The sequence below is a fragment of the Phyllobacterium sp. YR531 genome (assembly GCF_000282595.1).
Taxonomy (GTDB): Bacteria; Pseudomonadota; Alphaproteobacteria; order Rhizobiales; family Rhizobiaceae; genus Phyllobacterium.
Genome location: NZ_AKIZ01000016.1, coordinates 788674 through 811600, shown reverse-complemented (window position 1 = coordinate 811600; position 22927 = coordinate 788674). Strand labels below are relative to the sequence as shown.

Annotated in this window: 24 protein-coding genes; 15 read left to right on the top strand and 9 right to left on the bottom strand. The window is 51.4% G+C overall.

The features are described from left to right. Positions 1 to 606: 606 nt before the first annotated feature. From PMI41_RS25040 to PMI41_RS11180, 5 genes are all read right to left on the bottom strand, one after another. A complete protein-coding gene (locus PMI41_RS25040) occupies positions 607 to 831 on the bottom strand; it encodes a hypothetical protein (RefSeq protein ID WP_157179354.1) in 225 nt (74 codons plus the stop codon). Positions 832 to 1214: 383 nt separating this feature from the next. Then, complete coding sequence (locus PMI41_RS11195) at positions 1215 to 1913, bottom strand: endoIII-related endonuclease (protein WP_008124757.1); 699 nt, start codon at positions 1911 to 1913, stop codon at positions 1215 to 1217. 65 nt (positions 1914 to 1978) lie between these two features. Beyond that, positions 1979 to 2953 carry a WD40 repeat domain-containing protein gene (locus tag PMI41_RS11190; protein WP_008124755.1) on the bottom strand — a complete coding sequence of 325 codons (975 nt, stop codon included), beginning with the start codon at positions 2951 to 2953 and terminating at the stop codon, positions 1979 to 1981. Beyond that, positions 2953 to 4065 (bottom strand): GTP-binding protein, encoded by a 1113-nt coding sequence (locus tag PMI41_RS11185; RefSeq protein WP_008124753.1) that lies wholly within the window; start codon positions 4063 to 4065, stop codon positions 2953 to 2955. Before PMI41_RS11185 ends, PMI41_RS11190 begins: the two co-directional genes overlap by 1 nt. Before the next feature lie 114 nt (positions 4066 to 4179). After that, a complete protein-coding gene (locus PMI41_RS11180) occupies positions 4180 to 4929 on the bottom strand; it encodes a creatininase family protein (protein ID WP_244423923.1) in 750 nt (249 codons plus the stop codon). A gap of 314 nt (positions 4930 to 5243) precedes the next feature. Here PMI41_RS11180 and PMI41_RS11175 point away from each other — a divergent pair, with 314 nt between their 5' ends. Both PMI41_RS11175 and PMI41_RS11170 read left to right on the top strand, forming a co-directional pair. Continuing rightward, positions 5244 to 5732, top strand: coding sequence for a MarR family transcriptional regulator (locus tag PMI41_RS11175; protein WP_008124751.1), 489 nt, complete (start codon positions 5244 to 5246; stop codon positions 5730 to 5732). A gap of 241 nt (positions 5733 to 5973) precedes the next feature. After that, positions 5974 to 6993, top strand: a complete 1020-nt coding sequence (locus tag PMI41_RS11170; protein ID WP_008124750.1) for a LacI family DNA-binding transcriptional regulator — start codon at positions 5974 to 5976, stop codon at positions 6991 to 6993. An 18-nt stretch (positions 6994 to 7011) separates the two neighbouring features. Here the strand turns inward: PMI41_RS11170 and PMI41_RS11165 are convergent, their stop codons facing one another. Next, a complete protein-coding gene (locus PMI41_RS11165) occupies positions 7012 to 7782 on the bottom strand; it encodes a gamma-glutamyl-gamma-aminobutyrate hydrolase family protein (protein ID WP_008124749.1) in 771 nt (256 codons plus the stop codon). Positions 7783 to 8037: 255 nt separating this feature from the next. Here PMI41_RS11165 and PMI41_RS11160 point away from each other — a divergent pair, with 255 nt between their 5' ends. Together PMI41_RS11160 and PMI41_RS11155 are read left to right on the top strand one after the other, a co-directional pair. Next, entirely contained in the window at positions 8038 to 9147 is a 1110-nt protein-coding gene (locus PMI41_RS11160; RefSeq protein WP_008124748.1) for a TRAP transporter substrate-binding protein, read from the top strand. 134 nt (positions 9148 to 9281) lie between these two features. Continuing rightward, entirely contained in the window at positions 9282 to 10031 is a 750-nt protein-coding gene (locus PMI41_RS11155) for an SDR family oxidoreductase (protein WP_008124747.1), read from the top strand. Here PMI41_RS11155 and PMI41_RS11150 read toward each other — a convergent pair. Continuing rightward, the gene (locus PMI41_RS11150; protein WP_008124746.1) at positions 10028 to 10927 is read right to left on the bottom strand and encodes a branched-chain amino acid ABC transporter permease; all 900 of its coding nucleotides are present in this window, start codon (positions 10925 to 10927) and stop codon (positions 10028 to 10030) included. The two genes, PMI41_RS11155 and PMI41_RS11150, sit on opposite strands and share 4 nt — an antisense overlap. Before the next feature lie 66 nt (positions 10928 to 10993). Between PMI41_RS11150 and PMI41_RS11145 the strand changes: the two genes are divergently transcribed. The 7 genes from PMI41_RS11145 to PMI41_RS11115 all read left to right on the top strand — a co-directional run bounded on the left by PMI41_RS11145 (position 10994) and on the right by PMI41_RS11115 (position 15964). Next, positions 10994 to 11587 carry a CGNR zinc finger domain-containing protein gene (locus PMI41_RS11145; RefSeq protein WP_008124745.1) on the top strand — a complete coding sequence of 198 codons (594 nt, stop codon included), beginning with the start codon at positions 10994 to 10996 and terminating at the stop codon, positions 11585 to 11587. Next, the gene (locus tag PMI41_RS11140) at positions 11580 to 12077 is read left to right on the top strand and encodes a hypothetical protein (protein WP_008124744.1); all 498 of its coding nucleotides are present in this window, start codon (positions 11580 to 11582) and stop codon (positions 12075 to 12077) included. Before PMI41_RS11145 ends, PMI41_RS11140 begins: the two co-directional genes overlap by 8 nt. Positions 12078 to 12189: 112 nt before the next feature. Then, entirely contained in the window at positions 12190 to 12336 is a 147-nt protein-coding gene (locus PMI41_RS11135) for a DUF3096 domain-containing protein (RefSeq protein ID WP_008124743.1), read from the top strand. Positions 12337 to 12457: 121 nt separating this feature from the next. Continuing rightward, entirely contained in the window at positions 12458 to 12679 is a 222-nt protein-coding gene (locus tag PMI41_RS11130) for an aa3-type cytochrome c oxidase subunit IV (protein ID WP_008124742.1), read from the top strand. Positions 12680 to 12835: 156 nt separating this feature from the next. After that, a complete protein-coding gene (locus PMI41_RS11125) occupies positions 12836 to 14143 on the top strand; it encodes a Re/Si-specific NAD(P)(+) transhydrogenase subunit alpha (protein ID WP_040854262.1) in 1308 nt (435 codons plus the stop codon). After that, positions 14143 to 14553 carry an NAD(P) transhydrogenase subunit alpha gene (locus PMI41_RS11120; protein ID WP_008124740.1) on the top strand — a complete coding sequence of 137 codons (411 nt, stop codon included), beginning with the start codon at positions 14143 to 14145 and terminating at the stop codon, positions 14551 to 14553. The genes PMI41_RS11125 and PMI41_RS11120 overlap by 1 nt, the downstream gene beginning before the upstream one ends. Positions 14554 to 14563: 10 nt before the next feature. Further along, entirely contained in the window at positions 14564 to 15964 is a 1401-nt protein-coding gene (locus PMI41_RS11115; protein WP_008124739.1) for an NAD(P)(+) transhydrogenase (Re/Si-specific) subunit beta, read from the top strand. An 80-nt stretch (positions 15965 to 16044) separates the two neighbouring features. Here the strand turns inward: PMI41_RS11115 and PMI41_RS11110 are convergent, their stop codons facing one another. Both PMI41_RS11110 and rpsU read right to left on the bottom strand, forming a co-directional pair. Further along, complete coding sequence (locus tag PMI41_RS11110) at positions 16045 to 16899, bottom strand: tetratricopeptide repeat protein (RefSeq protein WP_052025883.1); 855 nt, start codon at positions 16897 to 16899, stop codon at positions 16045 to 16047. A 137-nt stretch (positions 16900 to 17036) separates the two neighbouring features. After that, entirely contained in the window at positions 17037 to 17288 is a 252-nt protein-coding gene (gene rpsU, locus PMI41_RS11105; protein WP_008124734.1) for a 30S ribosomal protein S21, read from the bottom strand. 393 nt (positions 17289 to 17681) lie between these two features. On the opposite strand from rpsU, the gene PMI41_RS11100 reads away from it, so the two are divergent. The 4 genes from PMI41_RS11100 to PMI41_RS11085 are packed head-to-tail and all read left to right on the top strand — an operon-like array spanning position 17682 to position 22845. Then, positions 17682 to 18935 (top strand): sarcosine oxidase subunit beta, encoded by a 1254-nt coding sequence (locus PMI41_RS11100; protein ID WP_008124732.1) that lies wholly within the window; start codon positions 17682 to 17684, stop codon positions 18933 to 18935. Between the two features lie 20 nt (positions 18936 to 18955). Beyond that, a complete protein-coding gene (locus PMI41_RS11095) occupies positions 18956 to 19315 on the top strand; it encodes a sarcosine oxidase subunit delta (RefSeq protein ID WP_008124730.1) in 360 nt (119 codons plus the stop codon). A gap of 4 nt (positions 19316 to 19319) precedes the next feature. Beyond that, positions 19320 to 22298: a sarcosine oxidase subunit alpha gene (locus PMI41_RS11090; RefSeq protein ID WP_008124728.1), complete on the top strand. Its 2979-nt coding sequence runs from the start codon at positions 19320 to 19322 to the stop codon at positions 22296 to 22298. Continuing rightward, positions 22291 to 22845, top strand: coding sequence for a sarcosine oxidase subunit gamma (locus tag PMI41_RS11085; RefSeq protein WP_008124725.1), 555 nt, complete (start codon positions 22291 to 22293; stop codon positions 22843 to 22845). Before PMI41_RS11090 ends, PMI41_RS11085 begins: the two co-directional genes overlap by 8 nt. Positions 22846 to 22927 lie beyond the last annotated feature (82 nt).

The following is a 22927-nucleotide window of genomic DNA, read 5'->3' as shown; positions in this document are numbered from 1 at the left end:
GCGAAAAGCTTCGCTTTCCTGGTGATGGTAGCTCCTCGTTCGCAAGCGCAACATAACCTCAAAGGTCACAGGTTCAAATCCTGTCACCGCACAACCAACAAAACAACACTACATAAACAGCCTCAAAAGTAGCCGTTTATCTTGTGCGACAATCAGGCCTGCCGAAGCCCCGCTTACCCCCGCAAGAGAAGAGCTTCACGGAATAATCAATGATACCCGGTGAAAATAAGCAAGCTAGGAGCAATCAAACTTTGCCGAACCGGCCAGGAATCACAGCTCTAAAGGGATAAGTGCAAATTAGGGGGGATGGATTGGCTAAGCCCTCAATCGATAGGCTGCCTCACCCGATAATGGCGCGTGCGTTGATAAGAACAACCGCAGTTTGGAAGGTGAAACCGGTGAGCAGGCTTTCGTAAAGGCGGCCCTGAAACAGGACCGTCAGCGCAAGTTACCGCCTCAGACACGTCTTGGGCCCCATTGGATATACATCGAAATTATTTAATGCCAAAGGATAGCCAACAAGCCCGATACCAAGTATCCACGCGGCAAACGCGAAAGCAGCGCAACAAAGCGGATGCCTGACAAGCCGGCAGCTATATCCTCCAATTAGGGCAGCGTCTTGCGTAACCAATCCACACTGGCTTGTGCAATCTGATCAATACCGCTTACCACATCTTGACGAAAGACCAGTGGTTCACCCGTTGGCGTATCGAGTGCCGCAACCTGGCTGTCAAGCAGCGAAACCGACATGAAATGACCAGTGCGCCGTCCGGCTATCAGTCCGGCTCGTCCAGTTGTTGCCCCTAGCCAGAGCAGAGCTTTAGTGAGCAATCAATGATACCAGGTGAAAATAAGCCAGCTAGGACACAGAGCCCCACAACGCATCTCCCGAAATCGCTAACCTGCCCCTTGATGTGTAGCTCCCAAACGACGCAAGCAGTTCAAGACAAACATTCAGAATATTCACATGACAACACACAGCGCCAAGCTTTAAGCTCCCGCCATTGGATAACTATATCGGTCCATATTGTGCTGCAAAACCATCCCGGCAAAACAACAACGCACCACATCCGACACTTACCAAACTGACAAGCAGCCCCAACCAAAAGCCAATCACAAACACCAAGATTTTCAACTTAACAAACGCAAAATCAAGTCCAACCGGAATGCAAAAAGGTACGACTAATCGAACTAATGAACGTAAAAGATTGAGGCTAGGCACCTATTCTAGTGGCGTAGTTGCAGAGATCGGATAAAGGGCATCGAGCGCAGCGTGGTGTTCCTGCTACGCAAAATTCTTGCGCCAATTGTTTAACCAGCACGTGATGTTCTTCTGTATCCGAAGCTAACCAAGAATTTGGAACAAGCCGCTGTATCACTCGTATGTTTTTAACGTAGTTTTTTTGGCTTTTTATCAACTGAAATCGAGCGGCAAAACGGAGATAATGTGTGTCTACTACCAATGCTCGCATATGAAGCGTGCTGAAATTTAGAACGCAAGCACTGATCTTGGGACCTACACCGCGAAGCTGTTGCAAGAAGTGCAACGCTTGTTCCACGGTCATGCCGGACAGAGTATCGAGATTCAGGCTGCCATAGCGTTTAATAATCGTGCTCAACGCTTCCGGAATGAATACACAATAAGTTTGAGAGAAAGTGATCTTATAAATGCAGTCGTTAATACGCTCGGGTGAAGCGTTAGCCACTGCTTCCCAACTGCCAAATGCAGCACGGAGATTCTGGAACGCCTGTAACGAGACATTGTCGTAGGTACGGCTTCCCAGCATTGCCATCACCAGCATGCTGACAGGTGTGAATCGCGGCCCAAGTGAAGGAATGCCATAATGCGCTTTTAAGCGATCATGGATAACAACGAGCGGGCTCGGGGTTCCAAAATCGAGAACATATTGCATTGTTCATTTATAGAACATAAAGGGAACAAGTCAATTCGCTCTTTGTGTTGGCGTAGTCGCCAAGCCTATACGGTAATGTCTATTACGCCGCAGTCTCCCGCCTCGCTTCCAAACACAAGCCGATGTCCGGTCCGATCCCAACTCATAGATGAAATTGGCCCTTTGCCTTGTCGGCGCAGAAGAACTTCCTTTTGGTCGCCGAAGCGACCGACAAGAATCATGCCGTCAGAATACCCAATCGCTACTATGTCCTCGATGGGGTGGCAGGAGACTGACGTTACTGCACTGTCGCCACGCGTGCCGAGTTCCAACGGACCTTTACCCATGGGGCCGTCTTTACCTGAGAAGGGCCATACAATGGCTGCTGGCGCGCCAGCTGTGGCAAGCCACTTACCTTTAGGACTCCATGACCAGCTTTTCACCTTGTTGGGATAGCCTGTCATACGCATGTGACGATTATCATCAAGACGCCATCCATGCAGTGCATTCTCCTGCATGGATGTAACCAGAAAGCGGTTATCCGGCGAAAACATTGCCATCACGTGCGCGCCTTTCCACTCAAGTTCGGTGGGTAAGCTGTTGGTTGCTGGCCAGTGCAAGCTCACGCCATTGTAGCGTGCAACAGCCAGACGCAAGCCCTTTGGAGCAAAGGCCAAACCTTCGACACTGCGCTCATGGGCTAGCTCCCGGAGTGAACCATCTGCAGATCGAACCCATGCAGATCTACCCGAAGCAAAAGCTATGGCTCCACTAGGTGCTGCTGCAAGAGCAGTCATCCACTTACGGGGCAGATTGGCCAACTCTTGCGGTACACCGTTGAGTCCCGTAGAACAGATTCTGCCATCCTCTCCACCCGTAAGCAATGACTTACCATCGTAAGAAGGAATTGCGCACAAAAGTCCGTCATGGGCTTCGACAGTTTTATGGCCGTTGTCGAGGCGATGTATGGTTCCATCTGCCAAAGCAAAGAATGGAATTTCTTGAATGAACCGCGCATCGATGCAATGACCGGCCAAATCCAGTGGGGCAATGGTTGGCATCAGGCAAGGCAGCTTTCGAGACCGGCTTTCAATGCTGCTTGATCCAGTTCACGACCAATGAAAACGAGGCGGCTGTCACGTTTTTCATTTTCTTTCCAATCACGCTGATGATCACCCTCGATAATCATGTGAACACCTTGGATGACATAGCGCTGATGGTCATCTTTGAACGCGAGGATGCCTTTGAGCCGAAGAATATTAGGCCCTTGTTCCTGCGTAACCTTCTGTATCCATGGAAAGAATTTGTCCGCATTCAATTCGCCTGTACGCAAAGAAACTGACTCCACGGTAACATCGTGAATTGGCGAAGCGTGATCGTGGCCATGATGGTCGTGGTGACTGTGATCATGGTCGTGATGATGGTGTTCGTGATCGTGCACATGATTATGGTCGCAATCTGGACCACAGGCATGATCCGGATGATCGTGATCCAGAAAATGCGGGTCACTCTCCAAGGCGCGTTGCAGGTCAAAAGCACCCCGATCCAAAACTTTTGCGAGGTCTACGTCCGCGCGTTCAGTGCGATGCACCACAGCGTGTGGATTAATGGTACGTATTGTGGCTTCCACGGCGGCTAATTCGTCCGGGCTCACCAAGTCAGTTTTATTCAGCAGAACCACATCAGCAAATGCTATCTGGTCTTCGGCTTCACGACTGTCTTTCAGACGCAACGGCAGATGTTTTGCATCAACCAAGGCAACCACAGCATCGAGAGCTGTTTTCTTGCGCACATCATCATCCATGAAAAAAGTCTGGGCTACCGGAACGGGATCAGCCAAGCCCGTTGTCTCGACAATAATCGCGTCGAATCTGCCAGGGCGACGCATAAGCCCTTCGACCACGCGGATCAGATCGCCGCGAACAGTGCAACAGATGCAGCCATTGTTCATTTCGTAGATTTCTTCGTCGGATTCAACAATCAGGTCGTTGTCGATACCAATCTCGCCGAACTCATTGACGATCACCGCATAGCGCTTGCCATGGTTTTCGCTCAAAATACGGTTGAGCAATGTTGTTTTGCCTGCGCCAAGATATCCAGTCAAAACTGTAACCGGTATCTGGGTGACCTTGTTGGCGTCGACGGGCGCAGAAATGGCGGGAGCTTCACTCATGGTGTGCCTCTTATAATGGATAGACCCACGATATAGGTTATTAAGTTACGCTTTGCCATATCTGTGGCGCTCAAATAAGGGAAAGAGTGCGTCAATTCGATTGAACATAAAACTTTAACTTTTGAGCAAAGAGCTATCAAACTTTGCCACGTCCTCAATCAACTCGATAATGCCTTTCAAGCTATGTGCAATTATTTCTTCGCCGGCTTGCGCACTGGCTAATGAGGCATTGCCGGCCACTCCCAGTTTGTTCAAATCCGACATTTTCCAACCAAACGCATGTGGGCCGTAAGCGCGCAGATGTTTGTAGTCGGCAGCAAATCGGCTTTGATTGGATGCAAAGTTTTGAGATTTTTCCATGTGAACAAGTTCAGGATACAGAGCCAGCATTACGGAGGTCTCGATAAAGCCGCCATGTATATCGATGGCTTTGTCCTCAGGAGATATCATCCCGGCTGGCAATCCAAAACGTGTCCAACTGGTTGCAACCGCGAGCATATTGAAACGAACACGCAATTCCGTCGCGACAATGGTCATGAGAGGCGAGTTGCCGCCATGAGCGTTGAGCATGATCAGTTTGGATATTCCCTGTTGAACAAGCGTTTTGCCGATTTCGATCCATCGGTTTACGGCTTCGTCAAATTGCAATGATTTGGTGCCGTCGACGTCCAAATGTTCGATTGAATAGCCGACAGGTTCAACGGGAAGGAATAAAACTTCGAGTGCGGATGGCAGTAAAGGTCGGAGCCGGCTGACCAATCCCTTAACAATCAGCGTATCCGTTTCGAACGGCAGGTGCGGCCCGTGCTGTTCGTGTGCGCCGAGCGGCAATAATGCGATTGTGGCGGGCGATGGGGTCAGCATTTCTTTTTTACTTTGTATCATCGTTTTGAGAAAGCATGTCTGCAGCCCTGAAACTATGCTTCAGCGCCATGAATTTACAGCCCTTATTTTCGCGCGGAGAGCTATTCGTCGGCAAATTTCATCAGTTTGTCATATAAGAATTGTAACGCGGCACACAGGCAGTATTTTGAACGTAGCAACTGCCTGAAAACAGGTTAAACCTCATGGGGACTTTACATTATCCTGATGTAACATTTGTCTGATAATGAGTTTTGACGCAATTGTGCTAGCCGTCTCACTATAACGAACGCTTCATACATGAAAGAGGAATTGGAATGGTCAAGGATCGCAAGCCTCTTATTCTTCATCGCTTGCAGTCGACTGCAAGATTAACGCGTACCGCTCTGGCAATAAGGCTGCTTGGCCATGGATTTTATGCCGGACAAGATGCCGTTATGCTTCAGCTTGCGCACGAGGATGGTCTGTCTCCCAGCGTCCTTGCCAAGAGACTTGGTGTTCGCCCCCCCACGATTACAAAGACCATTTCCCGTCTGCAGACCCAAGGGTTTGTAAAAAAAGAGGGGTCATCTACCGACCAGCGACAGGCGCATATTTTCCTGACAGACACAGGAAACGAGGCCATCAAGTCGATAGAAAAGTCTATTCGCAAAACCGAAAAAGACGCGATGAAAGGCTTTGATAAAAAAGAACGCAAAGCCTTTGTAAAAATGCTGACCCGTCTTGAGATGAATCTTTCTGCTGCAGACCTGTTACGTCAAACGGGCTCGGATGAGCACGACGATGACGACAATGACGACGATTGATTAAGAGCGTGCTGTCTTGGGCTTCCCCCGCAGCCAATTGTCCGGATAGACACTACAAACGATCATGCCTCCACTTACCGCACATTTCTTACACGGTGTGGCGCTCCAACCCGGCGGAGCACTCCGCAACTTCGCTACTTCAGTTTTGAAGTGGAAAGAACTTTGATTTATTGACCCGCAATGGCATAACGCCAAGAATGATATTCTGTTCTTTGAATGGAATCGCGGGGAGAGAGTACTTTTGGCGCAGAAAATTAAGCTATCGACAATTGCCGACGCGTTGAAAGTGTCTACTGCGACTGTGTCACTTGCCTTGAGAGACAGCCCGCTCGTTGCTGACCAGACCCGCGACAAAATCAAAGAGCATGCGAGAGCTATTGGCTACATTTATAATCGTCGAGCTGCCAGTTTGCGTACTTCCCGCTCTGGGATTGTTGGCGTCGTCGTCCACGACATCATGAACCCGTTTTTTGCTGAAATTTTGCGGGCCATTGAAGGTGAACTGGACCGCTCCGGTCAAACATTCATTCTGTCCAACCATTACGACCAGGTTGAAAAGCAAAGGACATTTATTGAAACTGTCCTTCAACTTGGTGGTGACGGGGTTATCATGTCACCAGCTATCGGCACGCCTGCCGAAGATATTCGGATGGCGGAGGACAACGGGCTTCCGGTTGTTCTGATTGCTCGTACTGTACAGGACGCAAATGTTCCTGTTTTCCGTGGCGACGATGCTTATGGCATTGGCCTCGCAACCAACCATTTAATTTCCTTAGGGCATACACGAATTGCCATGGTGGGTGGCACGGATCAGACATCGACGGGACGTGACCGGTATGAAGGTTATCTTCATGCGATGCAGAAAGCCGGGCTTGATGCCAAACCCGAATGGCGGATCCCCGGTCCACGCACAAAGCAGGCAGGTTTTGATGCTGCGCCGCAGTTTCTTGCTTTGAAGGATCATCCGACGGCAGCAGTATGCTGGAATGATCTATGCGCGATTGGAATGATGAACGGCATTGCCCGGGCCGGGCTTGTTGCTGGGGTTGATATTTCGGTCACCGGCTACGATGATCTTGAGGAGGCGGCCATCGCAACACCCGCATTGACCACTGTCTGGAATGGCCAGCGCGAAGTTGGTCAGCGTGCAGCGCGCGCTTTGCTCGATCAGTTGAATGGTGCCGATACGCATGCGCGACAGGAGCTTATCAAGCCCGAACTGCGGATAAGGCAGTCAACGTCAAAACCCAGAGAACGCTGACCGCTTTACAGAAGCGGGTTACTCTGCAGCCTGCAGCCGTTCCCGACTTGCCTTGTGTGCACGAACAGCATCGCCAAATGCTGCAAAAATCCGCTGCGATGCGCCATCTGTCTTTACCCAGTATTCCGGATGCCATTGCACGCCAACTGCAAAGGCACGAGCGCTTTTTACAGAAACAGCTTCGATAGTGCCGTCGTCTGCGACAGCCTCAATGTCCAATTGAGTTGAAGGCAAGTCGATTGCCTGTCGATGGACCGAGTTTACCTGGATAGAATCACTATTCATGACGTTTGCCAGACATGAACCAGGCTTGATGTGCACAGGATGACGAATCGCAAATCGTTCTGCCTGATTTTCGGAAACAGGAGCGCGGTGATCCATGCGGCCGTCAAGCTGTTGTATCTCTGTGGCAAGCGTTCCGCCTAGCGCAACGTTCAGTTCCTGAAGGCCTCGGCAGATAGCCAGAAGTGGAACGCCTCGTTCGATAGCGCGGCGAATAAGTGGCAATGACGTTGCGTCTCGCGCAGGATCGTAAGGCTCATGCGCTTCGGTTGGCTGTGCTCCGTACAGGGCCGGATGAACATTGGACTTTGATCCGGTGATCAGTACGCCATCAACGCCATCAAGAATCGCGTCAATATCCAGACCATCGCCAAATGATGGAACGATCAACGGAATAACATTGGCCGCTTGGTAAGCAGCCATCAGATATTGATCGGGCGCTGCATGCCATGTGTAATTCTCGAAAGTCCGGACGTCTGACGATATGGCGACGAGAGGTTGCCGCATAATTTCACTCCAAAATGTCTTTAAGTGGAATGTAGTTCAGTTCGAAGCCATTTCCAATGGTCGATCCCTGATATACGGCACTCGTGACCGGCAATGACAGAGGTTGAGCAGAATTCGGTCAACATGTCGGCTCGGTCCGCTGGACTAGAATTGATGAGTGTGTATGGTTACCGCAGGATCGGGAAAACAAGGCTGAAATGTCTGGTGATCTGAGCCAAGAATAGTTCTGGGGTTCAAAGTTTTGGAGGAGAATTAATGGATCGTCGTTCATTCATGACGAAGGCGGGTTTTGCTGGTGTGGGTGCGGCAGCTGCATCAACCACCTTGGCAGCACCCGCAATTGCGCAAACATTGCCGAAAATTACGTGGCGCTGTGCGTCTTCATTCCCGAAATCGCTGGAGACGATTTACGGCGGCGCCGTTGATCTGTCGAAGTATTTGCGGGAGGCGACAGACGGTAATTTCACCATCCAGCCATTTGCTGCCGGTGAAATTGTCCCGGGCCTTCAAGCTGCGGATGCCACTGCAGCCGGTACGGTCGAACTTTGCCATACGGTAGCATATTATTATTGGGGTAAGGATCCCACGTGGGCACTGGGCGCTGCGGTGCCATTTGCTCTCAATGCCCGCGGCATGAATGCCTGGCAGTATCATGGCGGCGGCATCGATCTGATGAACGAATTCTTCAACACCCAAGGATTGCAGGTCTATCCTGGCGGCAATACGGGTGTGCAGATGGGTGGCTGGTTCCGGAAGGAAATCAAGACCATTGAAGACCTTAAGGGTCTGAAAATGCGTGTTGGCGGATTTGCCGGAAAGGTACTTGAAACCCTTGGTGTAGTACCCCAGCAATTGCCGGGCGGTGATATTTATCCTGCTCTGGAAAAGGGCACCATTGATGCGGCGGAATGGGTAGGTCCGTTCGACGACGAGAAGCTCGGTTTCCAAAAAGTCGCGCCGTACTACTACTACCCAGGTTGGTGGGAAGGCGGCCCTACGGTCAGCTTCATGGTCAACAAGTCGAAGTGGGATTCGCTTCCACCTGCATACCAATCATTGTTCCGCACGGCTGCGCAGGCGACGGATGCAAACATGTTGCAGAAATACGATTATCTCAATCCGGGCGCGATCAAGCGGCTTGTTGCCGGTGGAGCGCAACTGCGTCCATTCAGCCCTGAAATTCTGAATGCATGTTTTGTGGCTGCCAACACTGTTTATGCAGAGCTGGAAGCCAGCAACGCTCCGTTCAAGAAGATATGGGATTCGATCAAAGCATTCCGCAATGAACATTTCCTGTATTCACAAGTTGCCGAGTACACGTTCGATACGTTTATGATGGTGCAACAGCGCAACGGTAAACTATAAAAGGCTTTGTTTTAGCTTTGCGGCCCCGGTTCTTAGAGGCGGGGCCGCGTTTCGTTGTGCTTCTTTAGTTGTCATGTCAGGCTGAGCCGTCTATCAGAGACACCACAATTGGGATACTCAGCGGTACTTAATCAATGAATATCGACACATCTATTTCGGTTGCAGGAAAAACCATCGCTGTGACAGGCGGTTCGTCGGGCCTCGGTTTGCGGATGATCCAAGTCCTGGCTGCAGGTGGAGCTAACGTCGTCTCGATCTCGCGCACTCCAACGCCTGAAAGTATGATTCATTCGAATGTCGTAAATATCATCGCCGATATCACAATTGCTGCGGATATTGAGCGGGCATTTGATGAGGCTGAGCGGCTGTTTGGTCCAGTTTCCGTTGTTTTCAATAATGCCGGTGTTGCAGCCATAGAGCGGGCGTTGACGACCACACGCGAACAGTTGCGGCATATATTTGAAGTCAATGTCGAGGGTGCATTTTTCATCGCACAAGAGGCTGCGAAACGCATGATTGCCAACAAGATTGGCGGCTCAATAATTAATCTGTCCAGCATACTTGCCGATGCACCGATCAAGGGTTCTGCAGGTTACGCGATGTCAAAAGCGGCGGTAGCGCAAATGACGCGATCTCTGGCGCTTGAATGGGCGCCGCATGGCATTCGCGTCAACGCCATTGCGCCGGGCTGGTTTCCAACCAAGCTCAATGAAACCATCATGGATGGTCCGGCTAAGGGCTTTCTCAAAGGCAAAAACCCGATGCGTCGCCTTGGCGACCCCGAGGATATTGATGGGGCTGTCTTGCTTCTCGCATCGGATGCCAGCAGCTATATTACAGGTACTGTCATTACAATTGATGGCGGTCACAGCCTCCAAGGCTAAACACGTTCCTGTTCGTCCACATTCGTACGCGTAGCCAGTACGAAAACGAGCAGTGAAAACACTGCCGCGTCGCGCCAGAGTACGGGAAAATAACCTCCCCATAAAGACTCGACCATGCCGATGATTGCCGCTCCGAAGGCAGCATGGAGCGGCCGGGAAAAGCTTCCCGCTGCCGTAATAAACAGTATTTTCAAGCCAAAGATTATGCCCGTATTGAAGCTGACATTGCCGTAATACAGGGCAGCAAGAAATCCGGCGAGCGCGCAGATTGCGTAGGCTGCCAGAATGGCCTTCGTTTGAACTGCTTTGGGATTGATGCCGCATATTGCTGAAGCAGTAGGCTCGTCACTAACAGCACGCCAGATACGGCCCGCCAAAGTATGTTTCATTGTCAGTTCTGCCAGCAGGACGACCACCAGTGCGATGCCTATGTTCACAATCTGTAGCTGGGTGAGGCTGATATCAGCGGCGGGTCCAAGAATATGAACAGGCGATGCGAGCATGGGTGGCAACCAGTAATCTCTGGTGTCTGCAGCGATGCGCGATAATTCCATAAGAAAAATGCTCAAACCTAGCGTAGCCACGAGGACAGTGTTGCGGCTGCCAATTTCAAGCGGAGCGTAAATGAGCTTGGAAACAAGATAGCCTCCAGCTCCCACGTAAAGTGCGGCAATGATAATCCCGAAGCCTAATGCTGCCGGTAGCGTCATCCAGAGAACCGAGAAACCGAATGCTGCTGCGAGGATAAAAGTCTGGCCTGAAAAAGCAAAGACAGCGCCAAGTGATAAATCGGTCCGATGCGTTAATCCATGAATGAGGACGTAACCATAGGCGAGCAGGGCATAAAGCGCCGCATTATGGATGCCGTTCAAGAGCAGTTGCAGAAAATATGACATCGACAAACCATCCAATTTGATCTTATTCTAACTTGCAAAACGTATTTTACCAGTTAGAATTTTGACATGTATATTGATTGGAATGCTCATAGGTTCAGCGGTGGTGTGCTCGCACTTGATTTGGCGAATACTGTAATATTTCGTCAGGCTCCTGAACGCGTGCAGGATCGCTTTTCGAACAGTGTAGAAGTAGCGCGCTTCGCAACTGCGGCTGCAAGTTTTCGCTCCGGAGAATGGGGAGATGTTCAATTCGAAGCACCTGAATCGCAATCCGAGCATTCCAAACTCATCGAATTGCGGGAGGCGATAAACAGCCTGTTCCGTACAGCGGTAGCTGAGGAAGGCTTTAAGGCGCAGCATTTGTCAGACTTTTTGCGACTTGGCTCAGCGCTTATTGCCGATAATCAACACGAAGCGAATTTAGCCCTTCCACCATTTGTCCGGCGCCGCGATCTCTCACTGTCCGTAGCTGCCGTCTTGTCTGCTTTAAACCTGCTCGACCCCCGGCGGCTATCTAGAATCAAGATATGCCCTAATTGTCATTGGCTGTATCTCGACGAAAGCCGGAATCGTAGTCGGCGCTGGTGTGACATGACCGTGTGTGGAAACCGCGCAAAAGCAAAGCGGCATTATGATCGCAGGAGTAAGATGGATGGCTGATCGAGTTCGCATCACTTTCGTGCTGTTAAATCTGATCGCCGCATTGGTTTTGTCGGGGTGCCGAGATCCGGGAGAGGGGGATTATCTCAATGTTTCAGGAAAAATCTTCGTCTTCAACTATCGTATTGCGCAGGCGACATATCTTCTCACGCTCTCCAAGGTCCGGCCACTACCGGATGATTCCACCTTGGAAACCACCTTCGAGAACCCTGCGGGAGGTGAGCCATTTGTGGTTCAGCAAAAAATCTGGCCAACCATGACGAAGATAACAGTGGAGAGCCCACCAGTACGATGTGTAAAAGCAAATCGCGAATATAAGGTCAGCATGCGCGTGATGGACGCGAAAGGAGCAATCCTACAGACGATCGAGCGCAAAATGATATCGGATACCGATCAATCGGTCATGCCCGAAAAGCCACTTGTCGTTGGGCCATTTTACGATGTCAACCCGGACAAGGGGACTGCACCAAATGCATGTCCTGCAACCTGAAAAATACTCTATCCACTGATTCAATTGGCAATTCGCGGGAAAAAGTTTGCATTACCATGCATTTTGGTCTGCTCTGCCTGTGCACGCATATAAGTCAAAGGACCTTATCAGCATGATTACACAAATTGCCATTGCTCCACTCGTTGCTCTCATCGCGGGTATCCTGATATTGATCGCACCACGCCTCCTGAACTACGTTGTCGCGCTTTATCTGATAATCATTGGCGTACTCGGCCTGTTTCCCAATCTTCTCAACTAGATAATACGTAACTGCCGGGTGAGATTTATATCGATTGAGATAGTGAGCGACCATCTGCGCATTGCGCTGGTGCGTCGTTTTCGCTATTGCCATTAGTACGTCGATACTAAGAGGTTTGAAGATGGCTGAACATCACGATACTGCCCCTGCCGAACTGGGCGCGCCCATGGACTATCAACAGCATGAGAACACCTACAACCTGTTTCTCACTCTTTCGAAATGGGGCGTAATTATCTGTGTGGCATTGCTTGCCGCGATGGCCTTCGGGTTTTTCTCCGGTGGGTTTTTCTCAGCTACCATTCTGTTTATTGTTATATGCGTGGCTGCCTTTTTTCTGGCTTAGCCTGTTACCGTTTCGTTGCATAAATCGGGTGGATACCCTCTGCAAACCAGTTAACTGACTGTTTTCACCTTGAGGGTTACTGCCCGGTAAGTCGGACAGGTTAAAGGCAATATTGCTGAAACCTGTATGGAGTTAACTTGCTTAGGGGGTGAGAGCTTGGCTCAGACACTATTCATACCGAAAGAGGCTGATGCCAGTGAGCCGCGCGTTGGCGGCTCTGCGGAAACGGTCAAAAAACTTATAGGACTTGGTTTTTCAGTCATCGTTGAAAGCGGCGCGGGCGTTTTATCCCGAATTCCTGATCGGGAATTTGAGGCTGCAGGTGCTTCAATTGGCAAGGCCGCTGAGGCAAAAAATGCTGATGTCGTTTTGAAAGTGCGTCGGCCGAACTCCACCGAGTTGAAATCCTACAAAAAGGGCGCGGTCGTCATCGCGATGCTCGATCCTTATGGCAATGATGCAGCCGTGAAGGAACTTGCTGATGCTGGTGTAACAGCCTTTACCATGGAATTCATGCCACGCATCACCCGTGCTCAGGTCATGGATGTTCTGTCCAGTCAGGCCAACCTTGCCGGTTATCAGGCAGTGGTTGATGCGGCTGAAGAATATGATCGGGCTCTGCCAATGATGATGACAGCGGCTGGTACGGTTCCTGCGGCAAAAGTGTTCATCATGGGTGTTGGCGTTGCCGGTTTGCAGGCAATTGCTACGGCTCGCCGTCTTGGTGCGGTGGTAACAGCCACAGACGTGCGCCCGGCGGTTAAAGAGCAGGTTGCATCTCTTGGTGCCAAGTTCCTTGCTGTTGAGGACGAAGAGTTCAAGGCAGCAGAAACTGCCGGTGGTTATGCCAAGGAAATGTCGAAAGAGTATCAGGCGAAGCAGGCCGCGTTGGTTGCAGAACATATCGCCAAGCAGGATATTATTATCACAACCGCGCTTATTCCCGGAAGGCCTGCCCCACGGCTTGTCACGCGCGAGATGTACTCCCGCATGCGCCCCGGTTCTGTGATTGTTGATCTGGCTGTCGAGCGTGGCGGCAACGTTGAAGGTGCTGAGGCCGGGAAGATCGTTGAGGTTGATGGTGTAAAAATCGTCGGTCACCTCAATGTCGCCGGGCGTATTGCTGCCACAGCTTCACAGCTTTATGCAAAAAACCTTTTCGCCTTCCTTGAAACGCTGGTCGACAAGGAAACCAAGGCAATCAAGATCAATTTCGATGATGAACTGGTGAAGGCAACTGTGCTTACCCATGATGGCAAAGTGGTGCATCCGAATTTTTCGGGTACTGCTGCATCTCCATCAGCACCCGCATCTGCAAAAAATGCCACGCCAGCCAAAGTGCAGATTGTCAAAGAGGCTCCCGTGAAGGCAGCTGCCAAAAAGGCAGCCCCGAAGAAGGCCGCAGCACCGAAAAAAGCCGCAGCCAAAGCTGTTGCCCCGAAAACATCTGAAGGAGAGGCATGATGGCTGATGCAACGTTAGATAAAGCGCTTGAAACGCTAAACCAAGCCACCGAAATGGTGCGCCAGGCTGCTGAAACCATGCCGGATGCGGCAGGAGCCGCTGCCCATGCAATTACAGGTGGCGCGGTCGATCCATTCGTTTTCCGGCTTGCGATTTTTGTTCTGTCGATCTTCGTTGGTTACTACGTGGTCTGGTCTGTAACGCCTGCATTGCATACGCCCCTTATGGCGGTCACCAATGCCATTTCATCGGTTATCGTGGTGGGTGCACTGCTCGCTGTCGGTCTGTCCGCCAGCGGTGCGGCAACGGGTTTCGGTTTTATCGCGCTCGTTCTTGCAAGCGTCAATATATTTGGCGGCTTCCTAGTCACCCATCGCATGCTTGCCATGTACAAGAAAAAAGAAAAGTGAGATTTGAGCAATGAGCGTTAATTTCGCAGCTTTTCTTTATCTCGTCTCCGGCGTCCTTTTTATTCTGGCGCTGCGCGGACTGTCGCATCCAACCACAAGCCGTCAGGGTAATTTCTACGGCATGATTGGTATGGGTATATCAATCGTCACCACTTTAACCTTGGCCGAACCAAGCTTTGGTGGTCTTGGCCTGATCATCTTGGGCCTGGCCATTGGTGGTGGTGTAGGCGCTTACATAGCCAAGCGCATTGCCATGACCGCAATGCCGCAGCTTGTGGCTGCTTTCCACTCCTTGGTGGGTTTTGCGGCTGTAATGGTTGCAGCAGCGGCGGTCTATTCTCCGGAATCATTCGGAATTGGCGAAATCGGGTCCATCCACGCGCAGGCGCTGGTTGAAATGTCGATCGGTGTAGCCATTGGTGCGATCACCTTTACCGGATCGATCATCGCCTTCCTCAAACTTGATGGCCGTATGTCGGGTAAGCCGATCATGTTGCCGGGGCGTCATGTCATCAATGCAGGTTTGTTGATTGCCATTGTCGTTCTTGTCATTGCGCTGGTTATGACTGAGAGCCACGCAGTATTTTGGCTGATCGTGATCCTGTCGCTCATTTTGGGCGGTCTGATTATCGTGCCGATTGGCGGCGCTGACATGCCGGTCGTAGTGTCGATGCTGAACTCTTACTCCGGTTGGGCAGCAGCAGGTATCGGGTTTACGCTAGGCAATCTTGCACTGATCATCACCGGTGCGCTGGTAGGTTCTTCCGGTGCAATTCTGTCCTACATTATGTGTAAGGGCATGAACCGGTCATTCATCTCCGTTATTCTTGGCGGTTTTGGTGGTGAAACAGGCGGTGCTGCAACTGGTGAAGTTGAGCAGCGTCCTGTCAAGCAAGGCTCGGCTGACGATGCGGCCTTCATCATGAAGAATGCTTCCAAGGTTATCATTGTGCCGGGCTACGGTATGGCTGTGGCTCAGGCTCAACATGCCTTGCGTGAAATGGCGGACAAGCTCAAGGCGGAAGGCGTTGAAATCAAATACGCTATTCACCCGGTTGCGGGGCGTATGCCAGGCCATATGAACGTCTTGTTGGCCGAAGCAAACGTGCCTTATGATGAAGTGTTCGAGCTCGAGGACATTAACTCTGAATTTGCACAGGCTGATGTAGCCTTTGTGATTGGGGCGAACGATGTGACCAATCCGGCTGCAAAGACAGATCCGAAGTCACCGATCTTCGGGATGCCTATCCTTGATGTAGACAAGGCCGGCACAGTCCTGTTCATCAAGCGCGGTATGGGTTCCGGTTATGCTGGCGTAGAGAACGAACTTTTCTTCCGCGATAACACGATGATGCTCTTTGCCGATGCAAAGAAAATGGTCGAGAACATCGTAAAGGCGCTCGATCATTAAGCTCAGGCACTGTTGAACAAATAAAAACCCGCCAACTCGGCGGGTTTTTTTGTTGAAATTTGTTAATTAAGGCCTGGCACTTAAGCGCCGCGCGTCCGGGCCAGGCCATCCTTGGCCGGTTTGTAGTTGGGATCAAGTTGCACAGCCTTTGCATAGGATTTGGCTGCCCGAGCCTTTTCGCCGCGATGCTCATAGATGAGAGCCTGATTTGCCCAGCCTTCTGCAATGTCGCCATCGAGCTTGATCGCAGTATTGAAATCGTCAAATGCATTGTCATCATCGCCGAGTGCGACATAGGAGATGCCACGGCCATTATAAGGCTCAGCCGCATCTGGCTGCAGTGATATGGCTGTCGAAAAATCCTCGATGGCCTGTTTATGCTGGTTGCGCGCCTGATAGATCAAACCACGATTATGGTAAGCGCGAGCATCAGTCGTGTTGAGCTGGATGGCCTGCTGAAAATCGTTTAATGCTTCGTCAAGACGTCCCGCCTGACGGTAGAGATTTCCGCGGCCAATATAGGCCGTATCATATTGCGGGTTAATCTGGATGGCTTTGCTGTAATCGGCAGCAGCTTGTGCGGTATTGCCCATATTGCGGTAAACCAGTGCCCGGTTTGCGTAGGCTTGATAGAAGCTCGGGTTCAGCTGAAGGGCTGTATTGAAATCCTTGATCGCATCGTTGCTGCGGCCTGCACGTCCGAAAGCTGAACCGCGCACATTATAGGCTTCCGGATCTTTCGGGTTATTGCGAATAACGTCGTTGAGGGAGCTGATGTTCTCTGCTGAGCCTTGGGCTTTATCGATCCCGGTCATATCTGTTGCAGTGGTATTGCAGCCGACGAGGGTAAGAGCCATCACCGATGCCAACAGGAGGCCAACTATCCTTGTTGATCCGTTGATAGATGCAGGTTTGCGGTATGAAGCCACTTCCATTGAATATGTCATGTCCCAATTGTCCCGTTCAACCAAAGCCTTTGCAAGCGAAAATGTTCCGTCCCGATAAACGAAAAAAGGGCGGTGTGACGCAAGTCACTCCACCCCTTGTCGAGTCAAGGCGTCGATAGTTTATATCAACGAGCCGCAGAAGCGCGGGCCGGTACCTTCTTAACTGGCATTGGCAACAGGCCTTCGCGCTGCGCCTGCTTACGAGCCAATTTACGAGCGCGGCTGATAGCTTCCGCCTTCTGGCGGGCGCGCTTGATCGATGGCTTTTCGTAATGATCATGCATCTTCATTTCGCGGAACATGCCTTCGCGCTGCATCTTCTTCTTGAGGACGCGGAGGGCTTGATCAACATTATTTTCGCGTACGAGTACCTGCACGGTTTATCCTGTATCTCTTAGAATTTCGTTGAGCCTGATTTTCAGCGCCTGCATGGAGCAGAGAACAAAAATCAAACTTCGCGATAGTCATCCATCGCAAACTAAGCGTGGCCATTAGCAGAAACTTTTATCGATGTCCATGGCAGAGTGCGCAGGCTGTTGAGTATTTGCTGTAATTTATCACCCGACTGTTATTTTGAATTATGTAACACGTAACGCCAATCTCCGTCGCAAAATGGCAAAAGAGCTCTGGCTGGATACGATACTGATGCATAAAAGCATGGTTCTCTGTTTAAAAACTGATGTCGATATTTGAACAGAATCAAGCGCCACCTCAATGATCGATTGCTCTAAGGTGCAATTTTGCCAAGGCCCAATTGCTAGGAACGAATGATGCGGAAATATTCGGTGTTTGCTCTGGCCCGGGAGGCCTTGCGTGCCCACAAGGGATGGGACCAGCAATGGTCGTCGCCTGAACCAAAGTCTGAATATGACGTTATTATTGTTGGAGCGGGTGGGCATGGGTTGGCAACCGCGTACTACCTTGCAAAAGAACACGGTATTACCAATGTAGCTGTGCTTGAAAAGGGCTGGCTGGGCGGCGGCAATACGGGCCGCAACACTACAATTATCCGATCGAATTACCTCTATGACGAATCGGCAGGCATTTACGAGCATGCCGTGAAGCTTTGGGAGGGATTGAGCCAAGACCTCAATTATAATGTGATGTACTCTGCGCGTGGCGTAATGATGCTCGCCCATAACATTCACGATGTTCAGGTATTCAAGCGCCATATCCATGCGAACCGACTGAACGGCATTGACAATGAATGGCTGACGCCGGAGCAGGTCAAGGAATTCTGCCCGCCCATCAATCTATCCTCGGATGCACGATATCCTATCATCGGGGCGGCCCTGCAACGCCGTGGCGGTACGGCACGGCACGACGCGGTTGCATGGGGTTATGCCCGGGCGGCTGCAGACCGTGGCGTACATATTATCCAGAATTGTGAGGTCACCGGCATACGCCGTGCTCCGAATGGCGCTGTTCTAGGTGTCGATACGAATCGAGGCCCGATAAACGCCAAGAAAGTTGGTGTTGTCGCAGCTGGCCATACCTCTGTTCTGATGAATATGGCCGGTGTACGGATGCCCCTTGAGAGCTATCCTTTGCAGGCGCTGGTATCAGAACCGGTTAAACCATTGATCCCTTGCGTGATCATGTCCAATACAGTGCACGCCTACATATCGCAGTCAGACAAGGGTGAGATGGTCATCGGTGCGGGTACCGACCAGTATACGTCTTATTCGCAGACAGGTGGTTTGCACATCATCAATCACACACTTGATGCGATCTGCGAAATGTTCCCAGTTCTAACGCGACTGAAAATGTTGCGGTCTTGGGGTGGTATTGTGGACGTCACACCAGATCGTTCGCCAATTTTGGCAAAGACGCCTGTTGCGGGTCTGTACGTGAATTGTGGTTGGGGAACGGGTGGGTTCAAGGCGACCCCGGGTTCCGGCAATGTTTTTGCGCATACCATCGCTCGTGATGAGCCGCATAAAATCAATGCGCCGTTCACGCTTGAGCGGTTTACGACCGGACGCCTGATCGATGAAGCCGCAGCTGCGGCTGTCGCGCACTGATTTCAAGAGAGACGAATACCATGCTTCTCATCAAATGCCCTTATTGCGAAGAAGAGCGTCCGGAACTGGAATTTCGGAACGCTGGTGAAGCGCATCTTGTGCGCAATTCATCAATTATAGAACAGTCCGATGAAGACTTTGCGTCCTTCCTTTATTTCCGTCAGAACCCCAAAGGTTTGCAGTTTGAACGTTGGCGCCACATTCATGGCTGCGGCAGATTCTTTAATGCCGTGCGCGATTCCGTGTCTGACAAGTTCCTGACAGTCTACAAGGCCGGTGAGCCGAAGCCTGATGTGGAAGCGCTTCTCGCTGGCCGTGTGCCATCAGACGCCGAGCCGGTAAAAAGACGTGCGCCCCGCACAAAGAAAGCGGAGCTTTGATCCGATGGTTCACTCAACTCATTCCGGAAGCAATCGAATTGCGGGTGTCGGGCGTCTTACACCGGCGAAAACCGTGCGATTTACCTTTGACGGTCAAAATCTGACGGGGCTGGAGGGCGATACATTAGCTTCGGCACTCATTGCCAATGGCATTCATCTTGTAGGCCGTTCATTCAAGTATCATCGGCCTCGCGGTATTCTGTCGGCAGGCAGCGAAGAACCCAATGCTCTGATCGATATCGAACGCGACAAGTCACGCAAGCAGCCGAACGTGCGGGCAACAGTCCAGGAAATTTACGATGGCTTGAAAGCGAAGTCACAAAACCGCTGGCCATCCCTGACCTTTGATATCGGCGCGATCAATGATGTCTTTTCGCCAATGTTGCCAGCAGGGTTTTACTACAAGACCTTCATGTGGCCGAAATTTGCATGGAAGAGCATTTACGAGCCCAAAATCCGCGCAGCGGCTGGACTTGGTGTCGTTCCGGGCGAACCGGATACAGATCGTTATTCAAATCGCTTTGCTCATTGTGATGTGCTGGTTGTTGGCGCTGGTGCCGCGGGCTTGGCGGCTGCTCTGAGTGCAGCTTCGACCGGGGCACAAGTCATATTGTGCGACGAGCAGTCGGAAGTTGGTGGTGCGCTACGCTATGAAACCGATGTAAAAATCGACGGTCTTTCAGGTTATGATTGGGCTGTTGCCACTTATGCCAAATTGCGCGGCATGGCGAATGTGCGTGTGCTGACACGTACCACAGCCTTTGGTTATTACGCGCAGAACTTCGTGAGCCTGGTTGAGCGGATCAGCGATCATTTGAGCCGTCCGGCGGCGGAAATGCCCCGTGAACGCTTGTGGCAAGTTCGGGCAAAGAAGGTGGTCTTGGCGACCGGCGCTATCGAGCGGCATATGGTGTTTGCCAATAATGACCGTCCCGGCATCATGTTGGCGTCGGCAGCGCGTTTGTTCCTCAATCAATACGGCGTTGCTGTTGGCCGCAAGGTTGGCGTCTATACTGCCAATGATTCTGCGTATGCTGCTGCAATTGATCTGAAGCGCGCTGGTGTTGATGTGCCGGTCATTGTCGATACGCGTGATAGCCCTTCGTCAGCCGTCATTGAGGAAGCGCGTTCGCTTGGTATTGATATTCTGACTGGCCATGCGGTTTATAGCGCGGGTGGCAAGCGCCGTGTTTCGTCCATATCGATCAAACCTAACAATGGTGGAAACGAGCGAAAGATTGTCGTCGATGCCTTGATAATGTCGGCAGGCTGGACGCCGTCAGTTCACCTCTTCTCGCAATCGCGTGGCAAGGTTGCGTGGGATGCCGCCAATGAGCGCTTCCTGCCGGGAACTTATGCTCAAGATTGTATCTCCATCGGTGCTTGCAACGGCACAGATAATTTGCAGTCAGCTATAGACGAAGCTCTTGTTGCTGGTGGCGGACAGACGGGCGCACTTGCTGCGACCGGCGGCACGAACTGGATTTCTGGAATGATTGGTTCAGCACCCGGTGCCGGTGCAAACACGACTGTTAAGGCCTTCGTTGATTTCCAGAACGATGTGACTGCCAAAGATGTGCGACTGGCTGTGCGGGAAGGTATGCACTCAATTGAGCACATCAAACGATTTACCACCAATGGTATGGCAACGGACCAAGGGAAGACTTCCAATCTGCATGGCTTGGCGATTGCAGCCGAGGCCTTGGATAAACCTATTCCTGCGGTTGGTCTTACCACCTTCCGTGCGCCGTTCACGCCCGTAACTTTCGGCGCAATAGTCAATCATGCCCGTCATGATCTGTTCGATCCTACCCGGCGCACACCGATGCATGCCTGGCATGAGGCGCAGGGAGCGCCCTTTGAAGATGTGGGCCAGTGGAAACGCGCCTGGTATTATCCTCAAGCCGGCGAGGACATGCACGCGGCAGTCAATCGCGAATGCGTTGCTGTCCGTAATCATGCTGGCATTTTCGATGCATCGACACTTGGCAAAATTGAAGTCGTTGGACCCGACTCGGCGAAGTTCCTTGAACTGCTTTATACCAATCCTTGGGAAAAGCTCGGTGTCGGACGCTGCCGCTACGGTATCATGCTGCGAGAAGACGGCTTCATCTATGATGATGGCGTCGTTGGTCGTCTGGCAGAAGATCGTTTCCATGTGACGACGACCACGGGCGGAGCCCCACGTGTCATGCATCATATGGAAGACTATCTCCAGACCGAGTTCCCACACCTGAATGTGTGGCTGACCTCGACAACAGAGCAATGGGCCGTGATCGCTGTCCAAGGTCCTAAAGCACGGGAAATCATAGCCCCGCTGGTTGAAGGCATCGATCTTTCAAACGAGGCCATGCCGCATATGAGTGTGCGGGAGGGCAAGATTTGCGGTGTTCCAACACGCCTGTTCCGTATGTCGTTCACGGGCGAGGCCGGCTATGAAATCAACGTGCCAGCTGATTACGGCAAGGCTGTATGGGAGGCGGTCTACGAACAGGGCAAGCCTCATGGATTGACCCCATATGGCACAGAGACAATGCACGTTCTTCGCGCCGAAAAGGGTTACATCATTGTTGGTCAGGATACTGACGGAACTGTCACGCCGCAGGATGCTGGGCTGACATGGGCCATTGGCAAAAACAAGACTGATTATGTCGGTATTCGGGGTCTTCTGCGCCGCGATCTTGTTTCCGATGGGCGTAAGCAACTCGTTGGACTGAAAACGGTTGATCCGAAAGTCGTGCTGGAGGAGGGCGCACAGATTGTCGCCAACCCCAATCAGCCGGTTCCCATGACAATGATCGGTCACGTCACGTCTTCCTACTGGTCGGAAAATTGCGGCCGTTCCATTGCTCTGGCACTGGTGATCGACGGCACAAAGCGCCTTGGCGAAAGACTATACGTGCCTATGCCAAATGGGGTGATTGAGGTTGAAGTAACCGGCATGGTCTTCTTCGATGAAAAAGGAGAGCGGCTCAATGGTTGAGGTTTCCCGCGCAACACGTTTGCACCCGCTGCAAGCAGGTCATTCCGGTATTTTATCAGTGTCGGTAACACTGGCTGAGAATGCGACACGTATATCGCTTCGCGCCAGAGAAGATGCCATTCCCGCTCTTTCCAAAGCGCTTGACCTGACATTGCCAACAAAACCAAAATCAACTGCGTCCAATGGAGCAAGATCAGCTCTATGGATCGGCCCTGATGAATGGTTGATTATTGACGGTATTGAAAGCAGCGTGGCCGAGGATCTTCGTAAAGCAAAGGTTTTGCATTCGGCCGTTGATATTTCGCACCGTAATGTTGGAATCAATGTTTCGGGAAAAGGTGCGGACGCAGTGGTCAATGGCGGCTGCCCGCAAGATCTTTCGTTAAGCGCATTTCCGATAGGCGCTGCATCGCGCACCGTTCTCGGAAAGATAGAAATCGTTCTTTGGCGACTTGCGGAGAATGAGTTCCGCGTTGAATGCTGGCGGTCTTTTTCGAATTACGCCTACGCATTTCTCCAAGAATCAGCACGGGATGTTGCTGCTTAAATAGAAGGAATAAGTTCTCAGCTGAGAACTTATTCCTTTATATTCGATGAGCAATGTCCGCATCAACGGCCAGTTTTGCTGG